Here is a 15958-nt window from a genome sequence, read left to right as displayed (position 1 = left end):
CAGGCTTATCGGATATCTATTTTCAAGGTCGCCATCCCACTGAATTCGCCGGTATCCAGCCCGCCACCAATGAGGTTAATTGGGTAAGCCGTCATAGAGATGTTTCCCATACCGTTTTGATTCATGGGTAAGTTTCCAGATTCAAAAGGGATCGCTGTACCGCTGGCATTCTCAACGCGAATGCCAATATCGGCTTTATTGTCAGAAGGCCGGCGTCTGGCGACCAGCGTGTACTGATCTGTCAGGTCGTCCCCCTTCAACAGCATGGCAAGCTGTGTACCTGCCGGGATCTTCGGCAATCCATTGGCTGTGCAGTCATACGTAATGTTGAACGTTACAGGAATAAACCCTCTGGGAGGCTGATTGAGCGTGGTGAATTTATTGGTGGCGATGGCACCGAAATTGACCGTGATCGTTTCACCTTTATTGATTTCGCAGCTTTGGGGTACGGTCAGTTTTCCGCTGACGTAGACGCGGGCAACAGGGGAGCCAAGCGGAGGGGCGGTCACTATGGCCGTACCTGATGACAAATAAATCTCAGCGATCTCTGTTCTTGGTATATCCAGTTCTCCGATAAAAGGGGTGGTGATATAAAAAGTTAATGAACCTTGAGAACCAATGTCGAGGCTGGCACGGGTATTTTGCTGCACGCAAACGCCGTTATTATTTGCATCTGTGTGATGCGTGGCATCGCCAAGTGTTTTGGTCGTCGGCACCGGAACATCAGTTGCCGGAGGCAGATCAAGGCTTGCTTTGACATCAATGTGGTCATTAATTTTGTAATATCCCGGCTCAGTTCCCTTAGGTAAGGCGGTTTTTACGGTGTACATCAGCAGTACTCCACTGCGGCTGCTGGCATCTTTGTCGGTACAATTGCAGGCAATGGTGTAATTTTGCATTCCACCATTCATGCTTTTTTCATACTTTTTCCCTCTCTCGTTGTCCGACGCGGGGATGTCTTCATGAAGAAAGTTTTCATAACTCACGCCGGCACCATTTTCTGGCGAGCACATTGCCGATCCCGCTTGTGCGAGGGATGAAAAACTATTTATGGCGATCCCCAACAGTGCGAGCTTTATGAGTGATGTCAGGTTGTGCAAAACCTGTTTTTTAGTGTGCATGAATTATCCTTAAATACACTGAGCCTTCAGCGAATTCACCTGAGAGGTTGAGGCAGAAATGTTGAGTTGAGCCTGACATTGCTGAGATGCGTTATTCCCCCATTTGACATGAAGTAAAACGGGTTTTTCTAACGGGATACCTGACAGATAAACGACGCCGCCCTCATCCACGATATTGCTTTGTTTATCAGTGGCCGCCACGGCACCAAACGGGACTGTGGCCCCGTTTGGTCTGACAAGTGTCACCAAAACTCTGGCCCCCACTCGGGCATCAAAATGTGCCGTCACCATGGCGCCGGAATTCGGGATCACAATGGCTGAGGTATTTTCGATATCTACGTCGTCAGGCAGGGTGGTGGTGTCCATGGCGATACGATTTTCGTTATACGCAGTCAGATACGGGACGACAGCAAAACCACGCCAGTCTGTTCTGACGCCAGGAAGATTTTGCAGACGTGCCCCACTGGCTCCATTGGTATCAATCAATGCAAAGGAATCACCGAGAGGTTGAGACAAAGTGGCACCCCGGGAATGCGCCACGATCCCGCCGGCAATGCCGTAGCTGAGTTGCTGAGAATCCCTGCTGTAATTGTAACCTGCATTGAGATTGCCAAAGGAGGAGCGGTAAGAAGAGTAAAGGTTGCTGCCGCTTTCACTGTTATGAGCGGTATAACTTTGCTGAACTGAATAGCTCAGGCGACGATCGTCAAGCGCGGTTCCGCTTAATCCAACCTGATGCCGTGTCCCTTCGCCTTTCTGGTGAGAGACATTGTATGTCCCCCAGCTTTGTGGCAACCAACGGCTGAGCGGAATACGGACGTTCAGGGATATCTGTTGATCGTTATCCTGATCCTGTAACTGGCTGTAGGAATAGCTCAGGTTATAGCTGATACCAAACAGACTGTTGTTTAAGCCCAGTGAGAGATTCTTCTCCTTGCCGCTGTTATTCCAGTAGTCCTGTTTGTATCCTGACAGATACAGGCTCGCGCCTTGCCACAATGTCTGATTGATATTGAACTGGATTTTACTGCGTTTGTGATAATCAAGTTCCGGAACATTGTCGCCATCAAGATATTGTGTGGACTCATCGAAGTCGTAATATCCCGCACTTGAGTACCGATAGCTTGCCAGACTGAAATCTGTGTCGGTCATTTCAATATTTTTCGAATACTGGACGCGATATGACTGACCTGAGGTGGTTTGATTATTGTCCAGTGTAGAACGGGCATGGGTAACATCAGCCGAAATGCCGCCCAGCCACCGGAGGTTATAACCCATGCCGATGAGTCCTGAGAGGTAATCTTCAGATACCACAGAGCCACCGTAGGACGTAATGGTGTTTGAAATACCATAGATAGCCGTACCTTGAGCAAAGGTTGGCTCTTTCTCATTGTTATCTGTCGCGCGATAAGTCCCCGCTGTTGCGCTGTATTTCAAACGACCAGGGCGTTGCATGATGGGAATCGCTGAAAAAGGCTGATTAAACCGGCGTTCAGTCCCGTCAGCTTCTTTCACCGTTATCTCAAGATTTCCGCTGTAGGATGAGGGATAAAGATCGCTAATCTCAAAGGCACCCGGAGGGACAAAAGACTGATAAATAATGTGATCATTTTGCCGGATAGTGACTTCTGCATTTGAGTTTGCAATACCCCGTATGGTGGGTGCGAAACCGCGCTGGCTGTTTGGCAGCATATTATCGTCAGAAAAAAGCTGAACCCCGGAGAACGGGACACTGCTGAGAATTTCTCCGGAGGTCGAATTTTCACCGATTTGGAATTTTGATTTTAAGGTTTTGATATCCCGTTCGGCGTAGGTTGAGATCGTATCCCAACGCTTCTCACCTCCGCTGTTGCTGTAAGTCGTATAATTACGTAAGCGCCACGGGCCTACGTTGAAGCCATTTTGCAGATTCAGGTATTGGCTGGAATCATCACTGCCATTTCGGTAACTCCTCTGGCCGCCTGAATAGGAATAATTTGAGAAAAGTACAGGCGCGCCGTCATCCCATTTTTCCGGATCAATATAGTCTTCAGCTTTTTGAAGGATCGCTGCCTGCGGAATGCTGAAATTAAGCTGCATGAGGTAGAAATCAAATTTGACGTCTGCAGCAGGGATATATTGTGCAAGCGAACCCAAAGGTGCGTCCGGCTGATGATTTTTTAACGCCGGAAACGCATCAACATTGACGCCCAGTAACCGCAATATATCAGGCGTGATCTGTGGCTCAAGCGTGCCGTCTGGTTTGGACAAGTAGCTGATTGAATGACGTATTTTTAATTTTTTATTCACATACAATGCAGTGTCATAGTTACCTGGTAACTGTGCCTGGTCATTACTCTGGAACAACGAGAGGTCGACATCCCCAACATCACCGGCTTGACGCTCGATGAACTGAGGATCGAAATAGACATTTTCTGAACGGGCCGGGTGAGCGGCGAGTAATCCCAAAGCCGTACTGGTCAGCAGGCCACCCAGTTTTAGCACGAGCGGCGCGGAGGTCTTTTTAATGTCTCCAGACAAGCTCTTCTGTAAAAATTTTTCATCCGTGAGCATAGTTTTCTCGTGCTTCTGAGTTGCCGTAATTAGGCGATTGCTGTGAGTTATGGCGTGGCTTTATTGGTCCGGTTACAGAGGTTGCTCATATCGTTCTGTCGTGCCGCCATAGTCATTTATCGCTTCCCATTTCACACTGTTGCCTGAGATTTTCGCGGGAAGAATGACATCCAGCTCGCTCAATGGCGCAATCATGGCCACCTCTTTTAAAAAAGTTGAGCCAATGCTGAGTGAACTGAAAACAACGTGATAAGGGCTCTGATTCTTGATAACGAGATGCCCGTTATTTCTGGAGAAAGTGAGCGCCTTCGGTGCTTCAAACGATTTTCCGGGCAGTTTTGTTGGCCGGTAAAAGAGCTTTATCCGCGTATTGACCACCAGTTTAAGTTCGTTTTTTGTATTTTTTGGCGTTGAAGGTATCGCTTTAACATTGATATAGAAAACGGACTCTCTGTCTGTCGGGAGGACGCTGCCGTTATAGGAAATGCGCAGGTTACTTTCCTGTTGAGCATTCAGTCGAAATAGTGGCGGGGTGATAATAAAAGGACCGCGTGTTTTTTCTCCCCCCGCATCAACCCACGATTGTATGAGGAAAGGATTGTTATCGGCATTATTTTTAACGGAAAGGGTAGCTTCCCTTTTATCTGCATCATAAATAACGCGTGTCCGTCCGACAATAATTCCGCCGGCATAGGTTATTTGTGATGTAACTACTGAAGTTATAATGAAAAGTAATGTTAATATTTTTGACTTACCCATTCGAATATGAATCCTTACAGTAGCAATATATTCATGCGGTAATTGAATAAACGTATAAGAGATGCCCTGTAGAATTAATTTTTACAGGGCAAGGCTCAAAGTACTTATCTGTAATCGAGAGTGACTTTCACGCGCGCGTCTGCTGCACCGGCAGTGATATCGCCAGGCAATTTAAACGACTCATAGTATGCGAGAAGGTTGACATTCATAACCTTTCCGGGGATTGGATAGATGATGTCAGGTAATCCGTTGATTTTCATTATCTCGTTGGTTTCTGCATCTTCGATTCTGATGCCGACACCATCCGCCATTTCATCACCGTAATCATTGCCAAGTGCAATCAAATCAGTGGTATCAGCAACGGTATCTGACTCCAGCCATATCCGGAAGTGAGGAGTAGGATTACTTTCAGTAACGACAGGACAGTTATCAAGTGGCAGGGTAAAAGGGATCTTCGGAGAGAGATCACCAATTTCCTGGAATTGAGCTGCTGAATAAGTCCCTAAAGGTATATTGAGCTCTTCACCCCCATTGATTTCACAGGCCTCTTCAACAATCGCACCCGTAAAATTAATAGCGCCATCGATCGCATAGCTATTTGCAGCCATAGCCAAAAATATCCCACCCGCTAAGAGCTTGAACTTGGTTTTCATTTTTTGCGTCCATTCAGAAATAAAAATTAGTGGTTAATCTAAAGATGACTTTATCGGATTAAATAAAGTGAATTCATCACCTTCAGACGCCGAATTCTATCAAGTGTTCTATACATTGAATAGTCGGTGGCATCCTGTCTAATTAAATGATAATGAGTTTTTAATCTGAAATATCACTGTCTATGATCTTTATGGTTTGGTTAATTCATTCAAATGATCAGTTGGTGGGTAAATGATCTATTTCTCAAATAAAATATTATCCTTATCACTTTATTATTAATCAAACGAATAAGTAAAATCACCAAACTTTTATCCCCACGGGCACATTGAGATGATCATTTTCCTGATACTTTCGGCAGAAATGCTCAGATAATGACCAGAAAAACGGATGAGCAGGTTTGCAGAGCGGGACACCCCGTAACAAACCAACCTTCGCTTGCAGAAGACTCCTCTGATATTGTTGATAAATTAGGAAATCCATAATCATTGTTACAATTTCGACTAGAATATATACCATTAAACGCTGTCTGTTTTGGCTGACTTTTCTAACAATACAAGCTTGAGGCATTCACGCCTTTGGGAGATTTAAATGCAAGAAAATCACAAGATTCTGGTGGTCGATGACGATATGCGCCTGCGTGCACTTTTGGAGCGTTATCTGACTGAACAGGGCTTCCAGGTGCGTAGCGTTGCCAATGCTGAACAAATGGACCGTTTGCTGACCCGTGAGTCATTCCACCTGATGGTTCTGGATCTGATGTTGCCTGGCGAAGATGGTTTATCTATCTGCCGTCGTCTGCGCAGCCAGAGTAACCCGATGCCGATCATCATGGTGACGGCGAAAGGGGAAGAAGTTGACCGTATCGTGGGCCTGGAAATCGGCGCCGACGACTACATTCCTAAGCCATTTAACCCGCGTGAACTGCTGGCGCGTATCCGCGCAGTCCTGCGCCGTCAGGCCAATGAACTGCCAGGCGCACCTTCTCAGGAAGAAGCGGTCATTTCATTTGGTAAGTTCAAACTGAACCTCGGCACCCGCGAAATGTTCCGTGAAGATGAGCCTATGCCACTGACCAGTGGTGAGTTTGCCGTGCTGAAAGCGCTGGTAAGCCATCCGCGTGAGCCACTGTCCCGTGACAAGCTGATGAATCTGGCGCGTGGCCGTGAATACAGTGCGATGGAACGCTCTATCGATGTGCAGATTTCCCGTCTGCGTCGTATGGTAGAAGAAGATCCGGCGCATCCGCGTTACATTCAGACTGTCTGGGGTCTGGGCTACGTATTTGTACCGGACGGCAGTAAGGCATGAAGCGAATACGCTTTTCACCGCGTAGCTCGTTTGCCCGAACTCTGTTATTAATCGTCACCTTGCTGTTCGTCAGCCTGGTGACGACCTATCTGGTGGTGCTGAACTTCGCCATTCTGCCCAGCCTGCAGCAGTTCAATAAGGTATTGGCATACGAAGTCCGTATGCTGATGACTGACCGGCTGCAGTTGGAAGATGGGACGTTGCTGGCGGTTCCACCGGCATTTCGTCGCGAAATCTACCGCGAACTGGGCATTTCTCTTTATACCAACTCTGCGGCCGAGGAGAGTGGCCTGCGCTGGGCGCAGCATTACGAATTCCTCAGTCAGCAGATGGCGCAGCAACTCGGTGGTCCTACTGACGTGCGCGTCGAGGTCAATAAAAATACCCCGGTGGTGTGGCTGAAAACCTGGTTGTCGCCTGACATCTGGGTGCGGGTTCCCCTTACTGAAATCCATCAGGGCGATTTCTCTCCGCTGTTCCGCTATACGTTGGCGATTATGTTGCTGGCGATTGGTGGCGCGTGGCTGTTTATCCGTATACAGAACCGCCCCCTGGTTGAGCTGGAGCATGCGGCGTTGCAGGTAGGGAAAGGTATTATTCCGCCGCCGCTGCGTGAATACGGTGCGTCTGAAGTGCGTTCTGTGACGCGGGCGTTTAATCAGATGGCTGCCGGTGTCAAACTGCTGGCCGATGACCGTACCCTTCTGATGGCGGGCGTCAGCCATGATCTGCGTACGCCGCTGACGCGCATTCGTCTGGCGACCGAAATGATGAGTGACGATGACAGTTATCTCGCCGAGTCGATCAATAAAGATATCGAAGAGTGCAACGCGATTATTGAGCAGTTCATCGATTATCTGCGCACCGGACAGGAGATGCCGACCGAGATCACCGATCTTAACGGTATTCTGGGCGAAGTGATTGCGACGGAAAGCGGTTATGAACGTGAGATCGACTCTGGTCTGGCGGACGGCGAATTGCTGGTCAATGCACATCCGCTGTCTATCAAACGTGCCGTGGTGAATATGGTGGTGAATGCCGCCCGTTATGGCGACGGCTGGATTAAAGTCAGTAGTGGTCGCGAATTGCAGCGGGCCTGGTTCCAGGTTGAAGACGACGGCCCGGGCATTGAGCCTGACCAGCTTAAGCATCTGTTTCAGCCATTTGTGCGTGGCGAAAGTGCGCGAACTACCAGCGGAACCGGACTCGGGCTGGCGATTGTTCAGCGCATTATTGATGCCCACTCAGGCACGCTGGATATCGGGAAAAGTGACCGCGGGGGATTACGAATTCGGGCCTATCTGCCGTTACCGGTTGAGATGCTGAAAGCGGTGGCGGTACAGCAAAAACTGGTTTGATTAAGGGGAGCCTTAATGATCCCTTTTATTCAGACAGGTGAAAGTTTCGGTTTCTCAATTTCGGCGATCACTTATCGCGCTGCGGCAGCTGAAACATAGCCAGCGCGGAGCGCGCAATAGAGCCCGGGATTCCTTAAGGGGGGTGGCGATAAGCCACCTTTAAGGCCGGTGTGGGTGGCAACCCACGGTTTAACAGCAGCCCAGCCGCTGGCTTAATTCTTCCTGCTCATCACATAATACTCTGCCGCTTCTTCCCGCCATCGTGGTGTTTCCGCCGTATCCCATGGATTAACTAACACCACGCCCGTGTGTGCAAACACTTCTGCGTGATCTGTGGCAAGCCCCGCCTGATGGTTCAGGCAGATTGCCGCGAGCTGCATATCACGCTCCGCCATCTCAATATTGGCCGCCTTCGATAAGGCCATCACACGCGGGTAATACAGCGCGCTGGCCGCATCAAACGGCAATAGTCTGCCCGCGAAATCCTGGTTCATCATCTCCAGCAAAGCGTCCGAAAGCGCGGCTTTCGGCTGATTCTCCGGCAGACTATCCGCCCAGCTGAAAAGCGCCGCGACGCTCAGGCTGGTCAGATACAGTTGTGTGGCGTCCTGCGCGTCCAGCCATTGCAGCACGTTCTTTTGCGGGAAGGGGCTAATCATCTCAAGGATGACGGCAGTATTGAGGATGATCATTTCGGTGGCAGTTCCAGATGTTCCACGCTCAGGGAAGAAAAGCGCTGGCGCAGCTGACTGCCCAGACCAAAATCAGGCACTGTAGTGGTCAGCGCCTGTTTTAGTATCAAACGTGCTTCTTCTTCCATCGAATGGCCTTTTCTGGCCGCCGCAATGCGCAATAATTCCTTCACATCATCATCCAGATTACGAACGGTAATCGTCGCCATATCAGGCTCCTCTGACAGCAATGCTGTCATTCTGAAATGCCGCTGGGCTGGTTGCAATAAAAAAGGCGCGGAAGCCCGCGCCTGATAAGAGTTTGCCAGCAGATTAGCGTTTCGGTCCGGCACTGACCAGTGCGGCGCCAGCCGGGGTATCGGTGTATTTGTCGAAGTTATCGATAAATAACTGTGCCAGATGTTCAGCTTTTTCCTGCCACTGTTCACGGCTGGCGTAAGTATTGCGCGGATCCAGAATATGCGTGTCGACGCCCGGCAGCTCAACCGGCACCGCCAGATTAAACAGCGGCAAGGTGAAGGTTTCCGCATCATCAATGGTGCCGTTGAGGATCGCGTCGATAATAGCGCGGGTATTTTTCAGCGAAATACGTTTGCCGGTACCATTCCAGCCAGTGTTCACCAGATAGGCCTGAGCGCCTGCAGCTTCCATGCGCTTCACCAATACTTCGGAGTATTGCGTCGGGTGCAGCATCAGGAACGCCGCACCAAAGCAGGCAGAAAAGGTTGGCGTGGGTTCAGTGACACCGCGCTCAGTTCCGGCCAGCTTCGCAGTGAAACCGGACAGGAAATGGTATTGCGTTTGCGCGGCTGTGAGACGGGAAACCGGCGGCAATACGCCAAACGCATCGGCTGTCAGGAAAATCACTTTACTGGCGTGACCGGCTTTCGATACCGGTTTCACGATATTTTGAATGTGATAAATCGGGTAGGAGACGCGGGTATTCTCAGTCTTGCTGCCGTCATTGAAGTCGATTTTGCCGTCTGCGCTGACCATCACGTTTTCCAGCAAGGCATCGCGTTTTATCGCACCGAAAATTTCCGGCTCGGCGTCTTTGCTCAGTTTGATGGTTTTGGCATAGCAGCCACCTTCAAAGTTAAAGACGCCGTCATCGTCCCAGCCGTGCTCATCATCGCCGATAAGCTGACGCTTCGGATCGGTGGATAAGGTGGTTTTGCCGGTACCGGAGAGACCAAAGAACACCGCCACATCGCCTTTTTCGCCGACGTTCGCTGAGCAATGCATTGAGGCGATACCCTGCAATGGCAGCAGATAGTTCATGACTGCGAACATGCCTTTCTTCATTTCTCCGCCGTACCACGAGCCGCCTATCAGCTGGATACGTTCGGTCAGATTGAAAGCGATGAAGTTTTCAGAATTCAGACCCTGTTTCTGCCAGTCCGGATTGGTACATTTCGCGCCGTTCATCACGATGAAATCAGGCTCGAAATTTTCCAGTTCATTGACTTCGGGGCGAATGAACATGTTCTTGACGAAATGTGCCTGCCAGGCGACTTCCGTAATAAAACGTACTTTCAGGCGTGAGTCTGCATTGGCACCGCAGAAGGCATCAACGATAAACAAACGTTTCCCGGATAGCTGCTTGCTGACCAGCGCCTTGAGTGATGTCCAGATTTCCTGCGACAGCGGTTTGTTATCATTTTTCCCTTTGCCCTGATCAGCCCACCAGAGCGTATCGCGTGTGGTGTCATCACGGACGATATATTTATCTTTCGGCGAGCGGCCGGTGAAAATGCCAGTATCGACATTCACTGCACCGAGCTCTGTCACCTGCCCGCGCTCATAACCTTCCAGGCCCGGGGCCGTCTCTTCTGCAAAAAGAGTTTCGTAATCAGGGTTATAGACAATTTCGCTATTCTGGTGGATCCCATACTGGGAGAGTGTTTCGGCGGTGATCCCGATAGTGGTAGGCATTTCCCTGCTCCTTGCTGAATTTGAATCCCGTAAATAGGGATAAATCAGTTGCTATTGTAGGTATATATCGCTTTTGTGCCACGACAGCTCTCAAAGAATAACGGTAGATGTGAATGTTTTTCCAGAATTGTGATGAAAAACCCGAAAGGTGTGCAAATGAGGTTATGGAATAGCAATAAAAAAGGGACTTTTCAGTGAAAAGTCCCTCAGGCTGCGTGTGTTAACGATCAATGAACGTGGTCATCTCCGGAATGAACGTCGCCGCCAGCTTTCAGTGTCGCCATATCCATCGCGTCAAATTCATAGTCCGTGCCGCAATAATCGCAGTGCATCTCTATTTTTCCATCAGTTTCCAGCATGTCGAGCACATCTTCATCCGGCAGCGTCAGCAACGCTGCTGCACAACGTTCGCGGGAACAGGTGCAACGGAAACAGACATTCTGCGGTTCATACAGGGTGACCTCTTCCTGATGATACAGACGATAAAGCACTTCGTTGGCAGGCAGGGTCAGCAGCTCTTCCGCTTTGATGGTGGTGGTCAGTTGTGCCAGATGGCTGAACTCTTCCGGATCAGTATCTTGCGCTGGCAGAACCTGCAACAACATGCCGCCTGCAGCAGGCTGGCCTTCAACTTCACCCGTGCGGATGAAGATGCGGGTTGGCAGCTGTTCTGACTGCATGAAGTAGTTTTCCAGACACTCTGCCAGGTTTTCGCCTTCCAGCCCTACGACGCCCTGATAGCGTTCGCCGACGGTCGGAGAAATCGTGATCACCATGTAGCCGTTGCCAATCATCTCTTTCAGCGAGCTGCCTTCGGTAATGTCACCCTGCAGACGTGCGACGCCGCGCAGTTCCTGCTTGTTGTTACCGTTGATCACGGCCAGTTTCAGCGGACCATCACCTTGCAACTGCACGGTAATATCGCCGTCAAATTTCAGGGTGGCAGTCAGCAGGCTGGTCGCCACCAACATTTCACCCAGCAGATTGCGCACTTCTGCCGGATAGTCGTGACCGGCAATAACCTGCTGGAAAGTTTCTTTGAGCGAGACCAGTTCACCGCGAACGGCGTGATGATTGAACAGGTAGCGATGCAGTTGGTCGTGATTAGACATAATTTTCTCTCTGTTTAGCGAACTCAAATCCTTCATCCCTCCTGGAAGGACTTTGGATTTATTCAGAATCGCCATATTTAAATTTGATCAGGTTGCGGCGTTCCTTTTTGTCCGGACGTCTGTCCGGATGCGGCATCGCGTTCATTTTGCGTGCTTCGGAGATTTTTTCCCGGCTGGCAATGCTCGCCTCAGTTTCCTGATACAGTTTCTGTGCTTCTTCTGCACTACGGCGCTGAGTGGTCAGCCCCAGAACGATGATCGTTTTTGAGTCATTTCCCTGACGCAATGTAATTTCGGCATTCAGTTCCATCAGCTTGCTGGGTTTCCCCCGCTGGCCGTTGTAATGCACTTTGCCGCCATCAATCATCTCGCGTGCCAGCGCGCGGGTCTTATAAAAACGAGCCGCCCACAACCATTTATCGAGGCGCACTGCATTATCGTCGTCTTCCGTTTTACCTTTCATATTCTTCCCCTGAGCGTACCGGTGTTACTTAGCCGGGCCTGTTACGGGGTGAATTGCAGGCAACAGGCTGCGGTAATCATTGATGGAAGGATGTCCTTCAAATGACTTATTTGCCATGGTCGAGTCCGGATTTTCTATACCCAGACAATAGCGGATGCCGAAGGTTTTTGCCGCATTCAGGATCGGTTCACCGTCATCGACAAATAATGTCCTGTCGGGATTAAAGCCCGTTTGTTGCTGAACTGCAGACCACAGCCGCTGATCTTCCTTCGGATAACCAAATGTGTGGGTGGAAAGTAATAAATCAAGGTGCTGGTCTAATCCGGTATGTTCAATTTTAACGGAAAGACTGTGCGGATGCGCATTGGTGAGCAAAATTGTCTGTCGTCCGCTTTCACGCAGGTGAACCAGAAACGGCAGCGTGTCGTCGCGAAGACGCGCATTTTTGCCGATGTTCGTCGTCATCTGGTAGATATCCAGACTCAGCCTTTCACTCCAGTAGTCGAAGCAATACCAGTTCATGGTGTGCTGGACGGCAAGATATTCGTCATGAATTAACTGGCGCGCGTTTTCAAGCGGGATCGCACGCTGCTGGCTAAGGGCAAGAGGGACATCCTGCAACCAGAACTGGCTGTCAAAAGCCAGATCCAGCAATGTGCCGTCCATATCCAGTAAAACAGTATCGATGCATTGCCAGTCAAAATCGGGGGGCATGAAGACTCCAGGTTCTTGCGGCTGTGAGAAACCGCAGGGGCGAACAGATGAAAGCAGGGAAGGGCGTCAGGGTAGCATAATCTGACCGGGTGGCGCAGGGACACCCGGTGGTTTTCAGCCCAGTTTTTGCACGGGGATTGGCATTAACGTGGGATGAAAGCAGGAGTTATAATATTGCTGAATATCGTCGATTCTGCGCTTATCTTTGATGAAACGGCGGGTAAACAGCACGAGATTGACCGCCAGAACACCGATTAACAGTAACAGTAATAAGCTGGTGCCCAGATAGCGCCAGAGCGTTGAGATATCCGGCTCGCTGTGCAACGAAATGTGACGGGTTCCGTTAGCATCAATGCTGATACTGGTGATCACGCCCTGCGCACTGAACGGTGTATGTAGCAGGAGTGTCGATAATTGTTGCAGTTGCTTCCACTGCTCCTGAGGCGGGTTAGCAAACACGCTGACCGGAGGCGTGGGCATTTCAATCAACTGGCGTCCTTCATCGTTACTGATCAAGAATCCGCCCGGTGGCGGGCTGTTAAGGCTGTCAGCGGCGCGACGGGTTTCCTGAACAAAGAAAGAAGACGTTGCGTTATTCACCAGTTCACTCAGCGATTGCGCGCTGACCGGACGCAGCAGAACGTTAATCCCCTGCAATGTGCCTGCTTTTGCCCGCTTCACCAGCGAATTCCAGTTGCTCGAATTGCCCAGATTCACCAGCGCATTTTTCAGACGAACACAATCGTTACTGTTTCCGCATAGCGTTTCGGTTTTCAGCACGATATCCGCGAAATCATCAAGCAGGATCATCCCGGATTTCTCGATGGCGGTGGCCAGTTGCGGGTTAATGTTTTGCTCGGGGGTTTGGTTCTGGCCGGGATGCAGCTGGTTGTTCACCGTGGTTTGCAGCGCTGTAGCTGCATCAATAATTTCTGACTGCGGCACCGGCAGCGGCGTCGCGGTATTCCAGTAAATCGCGGAACAATCAAAAGGCATAAAACCGGATGCAGAACGGCTGGCCGCCGGTGGCACATAACACATGCCGGTACCCTGAACTTTCAGGGTGTCGCCGACGCGCAGGGCAGCCTTTTCCAGTTCCTGTACGCTGTTAACCTGCGAACTTTGTGCACCTTGCAGCCAGGCTACGCTGAGTTTGAGCGGCAGGCCAAGCGGCACATAAACCAGTAACGCCAGCAGCAAGAGGAAGGCGCTGGTGGCGAGCACCAGGTTTCTTCCCCACTGCTGGAGCGGGAATCTTTTCACTTCCTCGTGCAGTGTCAGATAGCTTCCCTGGCGGACAACGTGGCTGTTCATATAGACTTCCACGTCCGTTGGCTGTCCGAGATCACGACCAATATAGGGCTGCCAGTGAGGCGGATAAATCAGGTCTACCGCACCGAGCGAAATATTGCTGATATCACCTTGTTTGGATTCACCGAACAAACCCCAGCGTTTAGGTAAGCCGCGCAGGCAATGAATTTCCTTACGATTTTTACCTAAACGTTCAGACACAAACCGCCAGATAACCCAGGCGGCTAATCCTGCCGAAATCACCAGCAACCAGGGCAGAAATATCACCGGACTTTGCAGTGTGATGAAAAGCAGAAGCAGAATAGCGGAAACAGCCAGCGCTTCTTTTACACCATTCGAACGGGTCAGCGCATGCTCTTCACGTGTTTCGCGACGCACTTTGACCAGTTCAATATGCTCGCTTTCTTCATGACGGATAGACGCATTTTGCGGCTGAGAAGGTATCACCGCCGAAACCGGCGCCGGGCCTTCGTAAACGTGCTCGGTCAGCGTATGACCGTTGAGTGAAATCACCAGCGGCAGAGTCTGTGTTTTGATCAGCTCGACCTGGTTTTCCTGAGCAATGTATTGCTCCCAGAATGGCGGCAGGTGAATTTCAGTAGAATCGAGGAAGTAACGCCATTTGTTAGGATCTTCGCTCGCCACCCCATAACGGGTGATCGCGCGGGTCAGGCTATAAACATTTTCGCTTTTGGTGGTCAGCGTCAGTTTATCGCGCAGGATAATCAGATTATTGCGGTGGGTGATCGGTGTCTGGCCGAGGCCTTCATTTTGTCGCAGATAGCGTTCTACTGCGTCGCGTTCTTTCTGGGAGAGTTTGCGCTGACTGGGTGTGGAAAAACGCACGACTGACTCGCCGCGTTGGCGGCGACGCAATACGAGCCAAAAATAAGACGCTGTGGCAATAATTGCGATACACAACAACACCAGTGTCACGACTACTGTGCTCATCCGATCCCCGTTCAGACGTGGGTGACTTACGTCAACTCTGTGAAAGTATTATACATATAACGAAATGCACATTCTGCGCATGGGTGCTTTTTGATAGGAATTTTATTATTGTTAACCTGAATCGCGTGCACAAAAATACCATGCTAGAGGATACCTGCATTTGGGAATTAACGGGTATCGGTATAATCCTATTTTTAAGTGAGAGTGTTTTTGTTAAAGCAAAAATGTGACAGCCATGAGTCAACGTGTTTTTTTTGCGCGATTAACGGCGATTATTTAGTGACATTTTGAACGGGAAACAGGCAGGACAAAGACAGTTTTTCAGTAAAGATTGCGATGCTGACGCTCCTTAACGCACAATGACTACCGGTAGCGGCTTTTGAACAGACAAACGAACCCATTAGAACACCTCTGGTCAGGTGAATAATAAGTTGGGGATGAGATGACACAACACCTGCAAAAACCGAAAATTACGAAGGTGGAAACCGTAGCCCGTTCGCGATTATTCACCATCGAATCTGTTGATCTGACATTCAGCAATGGCGCTGAACGCGTGTATGAACGCATGCGTCCTTCCGATCGCGAAGCGGTGATGATTGTACCGATCATTGATGATGAGCTGTTGTTAATTCAGGAATATGCCGTTGGGATTGAAAGCTACGAGCTGGGTTTCCCCAAGGGCCTGATTGATCCGGGTGAAGGTGTGCTTGAGGCGGCGAACCGGGAACTGATGGAAGAAGTGGGCTACGGTGCACGGCACTTTGACGTGCTGGCAAAACTGACTATGGCGCCTTCTTACTTCTCCAGTCGCATGAATATCGTCATTGCTAAAGATTTGTATATGAAAAGCCTGGAAGGTGATGAGCCGGAGCCTTTGCCACAAACGCGCTGGCCGGTGTCACGCATGATGGAACTGCTGCAACATCCCGATTTTTGCGAAGCCCGCAACGTGAGTGCGTTATTCCTGGCGCATGAGTTTCTGATGCGCAATGCCCGCTGAGCCTGCGATAAAACATCATTAAAAAAG

14 protein-coding genes are annotated in these 15958 nt (G+C 50.0%); 3 read left to right on the top strand and 11 right to left on the bottom strand.

Features of this window, described 5'->3' with window-relative positions; all coding sequences use genetic code 11:
• Positions 1-5: 5 nt before the first annotated feature.
• The 4 genes from LC431_RS12355 to LC431_RS12340 form a co-directional block, all read right to left on the bottom strand.
• On the bottom strand, positions 6-1121 hold the full coding sequence (locus LC431_RS12355; protein ID WP_112198406.1) for a fimbrial protein: 1116 nt from the start codon (positions 1119-1121) through the stop codon (positions 6-8).
• A 9-nt stretch (positions 1122-1130) separates the two neighbouring features.
• Positions 1131-3674, bottom strand: coding sequence for a fimbria/pilus outer membrane usher protein (locus tag LC431_RS12350; RefSeq protein ID WP_370633823.1), 2544 nt, complete (start codon positions 3672-3674; stop codon positions 1131-1133).
• Between the two features lie 72 nt (positions 3675-3746).
• Positions 3747-4433, bottom strand: a complete 687-nt coding sequence (locus LC431_RS12345) for a molecular chaperone (protein ID WP_013573597.1) — start codon at positions 4431-4433, stop codon at positions 3747-3749.
• Positions 4434-4537: 104 nt separating this feature from the next.
• Entirely contained in the window at positions 4538-5086 is a 549-nt protein-coding gene (locus LC431_RS12340; RefSeq protein WP_013573598.1) for a fimbrial protein, read from the bottom strand.
• Between the two features lie 589 nt (positions 5087-5675).
• Here LC431_RS12340 and ompR point away from each other — a divergent pair.
• Together ompR and envZ are read left to right on the top strand one after the other, a co-directional pair.
• Positions 5676-6395 carry a two-component system response regulator OmpR gene (gene ompR, locus LC431_RS12335; RefSeq protein ID WP_009635740.1) on the top strand — a complete coding sequence of 240 codons (720 nt, stop codon included), beginning with the start codon at positions 5676-5678 and terminating at the stop codon, positions 6393-6395.
• Complete coding sequence (gene envZ, locus LC431_RS12330) at positions 6392-7753, top strand: two-component system sensor histidine kinase EnvZ (protein ID WP_013573600.1); 1362 nt, start codon at positions 6392-6394, stop codon at positions 7751-7753. Before ompR ends, envZ begins: the two co-directional genes overlap by 4 nt.
• A gap of 212 nt (positions 7754-7965) precedes the next feature.
• Here the strand turns inward: envZ and LC431_RS12325 are convergent, their stop codons facing one another.
• From LC431_RS12325 to LC431_RS12295, 7 genes are all read right to left on the bottom strand, one after another.
• On the bottom strand, positions 7966-8445 hold the full coding sequence (locus LC431_RS12325) for a twitching motility protein PilT (RefSeq protein ID WP_013573601.1): 480 nt from the start codon (positions 8443-8445) through the stop codon (positions 7966-7968).
• Entirely contained in the window at positions 8442-8654 is a 213-nt protein-coding gene (locus LC431_RS12320; protein WP_013573602.1) for a plasmid stabilization protein, read from the bottom strand. The genes LC431_RS12325 and LC431_RS12320 overlap by 4 nt, the downstream gene beginning before the upstream one ends.
• Before the next feature lie 103 nt (positions 8655-8757).
• Positions 8758-10380, bottom strand: coding sequence for a phosphoenolpyruvate carboxykinase (ATP) (gene pckA / locus LC431_RS12315; protein WP_013573603.1), 1623 nt, complete (start codon positions 10378-10380; stop codon positions 8758-8760).
• A gap of 227 nt (positions 10381-10607) precedes the next feature.
• The gene (hslO, locus tag LC431_RS12310; RefSeq protein WP_014411506.1) at positions 10608-11492 is read right to left on the bottom strand and encodes an Hsp33 family molecular chaperone HslO; all 885 of its coding nucleotides are present in this window, start codon (positions 11490-11492) and stop codon (positions 10608-10610) included.
• Positions 11493-11550: 58 nt separating this feature from the next.
• Entirely contained in the window at positions 11551-11955 is a 405-nt protein-coding gene (gene hslR / locus LC431_RS12305; protein ID WP_013573605.1) for a ribosome-associated heat shock protein Hsp15, read from the bottom strand.
• A gap of 24 nt (positions 11956-11979) precedes the next feature.
• Positions 11980-12669, bottom strand: coding sequence for a GMP/IMP nucleotidase (gene yrfG, locus LC431_RS12300; RefSeq protein ID WP_119261116.1), 690 nt, complete (start codon positions 12667-12669; stop codon positions 11980-11982).
• Between the two features lie 114 nt (positions 12670-12783).
• Positions 12784-14931 (bottom strand): intracellular growth attenuator family protein, encoded by a 2148-nt coding sequence (locus LC431_RS12295; protein ID WP_014411507.1) that lies wholly within the window; start codon positions 14929-14931, stop codon positions 12784-12786.
• 442 nt (positions 14932-15373) lie between these two features.
• Between LC431_RS12295 and nudE the strand changes: the two genes are divergently transcribed.
• On the top strand, positions 15374-15931 hold the full coding sequence (nudE, locus tag LC431_RS12290) for an ADP compounds hydrolase NudE (RefSeq protein ID WP_013573609.1): 558 nt from the start codon (positions 15374-15376) through the stop codon (positions 15929-15931).
• Positions 15932-15958: the final 27 nt, after the last annotated feature.

This window comes from Rahnella sp. GSA61A, assembly GCF_019969905.1.
Classification (GTDB): Bacteria; Pseudomonadota; Gammaproteobacteria; order Enterobacterales; family Enterobacteriaceae; genus Rahnella; species Rahnella aceris.
Note: the sequence above shows the minus strand (reverse complement) of the source record. Positions and strands in the feature narration are given on the sequence as shown.

Excerpts from the sequence above, each read along its gene's own strand:
- LC431_RS12355 (WP_112198406.1), bottom strand. The coding sequence starts at position 1,121 with ATGCACACTAAAAAACAGGTTTTGCACAACCTGACATCACTCATAAAG.
- LC431_RS12350 (WP_370633823.1), bottom strand. The coding sequence starts at position 3,674 with ATGCTCACGGATGAAAAATTTTTACAGAAGAGCTTGTCTGGAGACATT.
- LC431_RS12345 (WP_013573597.1), bottom strand. The coding sequence starts at position 4,433 with ATGGGTAAGTCAAAAATATTAACATTACTTTTCATTATAACTTCAGTA.
- LC431_RS12340 (WP_013573598.1), bottom strand. The coding sequence starts at position 5,086 with ATGAAAACCAAGTTCAAGCTCTTAGCGGGTGGGATATTTTTGGCTATG.
- ompR (WP_009635740.1), top strand. The coding sequence starts at position 5,676 with ATGCAAGAAAATCACAAGATTCTGGTGGTCGATGACGATATGCGCCTG.
- envZ (WP_013573600.1), top strand. The coding sequence starts at position 6,392 with ATGAAGCGAATACGCTTTTCACCGCGTAGCTCGTTTGCCCGAACTCTG.
- LC431_RS12325 (WP_013573601.1), bottom strand. The coding sequence starts at position 8,445 with ATGATCATCCTCAATACTGCCGTCATCCTTGAGATGATTAGCCCCTTC.
- LC431_RS12320 (WP_013573602.1), bottom strand. The coding sequence starts at position 8,654 with ATGGCGACGATTACCGTTCGTAATCTGGATGATGATGTGAAGGAATTA.
- pckA (WP_013573603.1), bottom strand. The coding sequence starts at position 10,380 with ATGCCTACCACTATCGGGATCACCGCCGAAACACTCTCCCAGTATGGG.
- hslO (WP_014411506.1), bottom strand. The coding sequence starts at position 11,492 with ATGTCTAATCACGACCAACTGCATCGCTACCTGTTCAATCATCACGCC.
- hslR (WP_013573605.1), bottom strand. The coding sequence starts at position 11,955 with ATGAAAGGTAAAACGGAAGACGACGATAATGCAGTGCGCCTCGATAAA.
- yrfG (WP_119261116.1), bottom strand. The coding sequence starts at position 12,669 with ATGCCCCCCGATTTTGACTGGCAATGCATCGATACTGTTTTACTGGAT.
- LC431_RS12295 (WP_014411507.1), bottom strand. The coding sequence starts at position 14,931 with ATGAGCACAGTAGTCGTGACACTGGTGTTGTTGTGTATCGCAATTATT.
- nudE (WP_013573609.1), top strand. The coding sequence starts at position 15,374 with ATGACACAACACCTGCAAAAACCGAAAATTACGAAGGTGGAAACCGTA.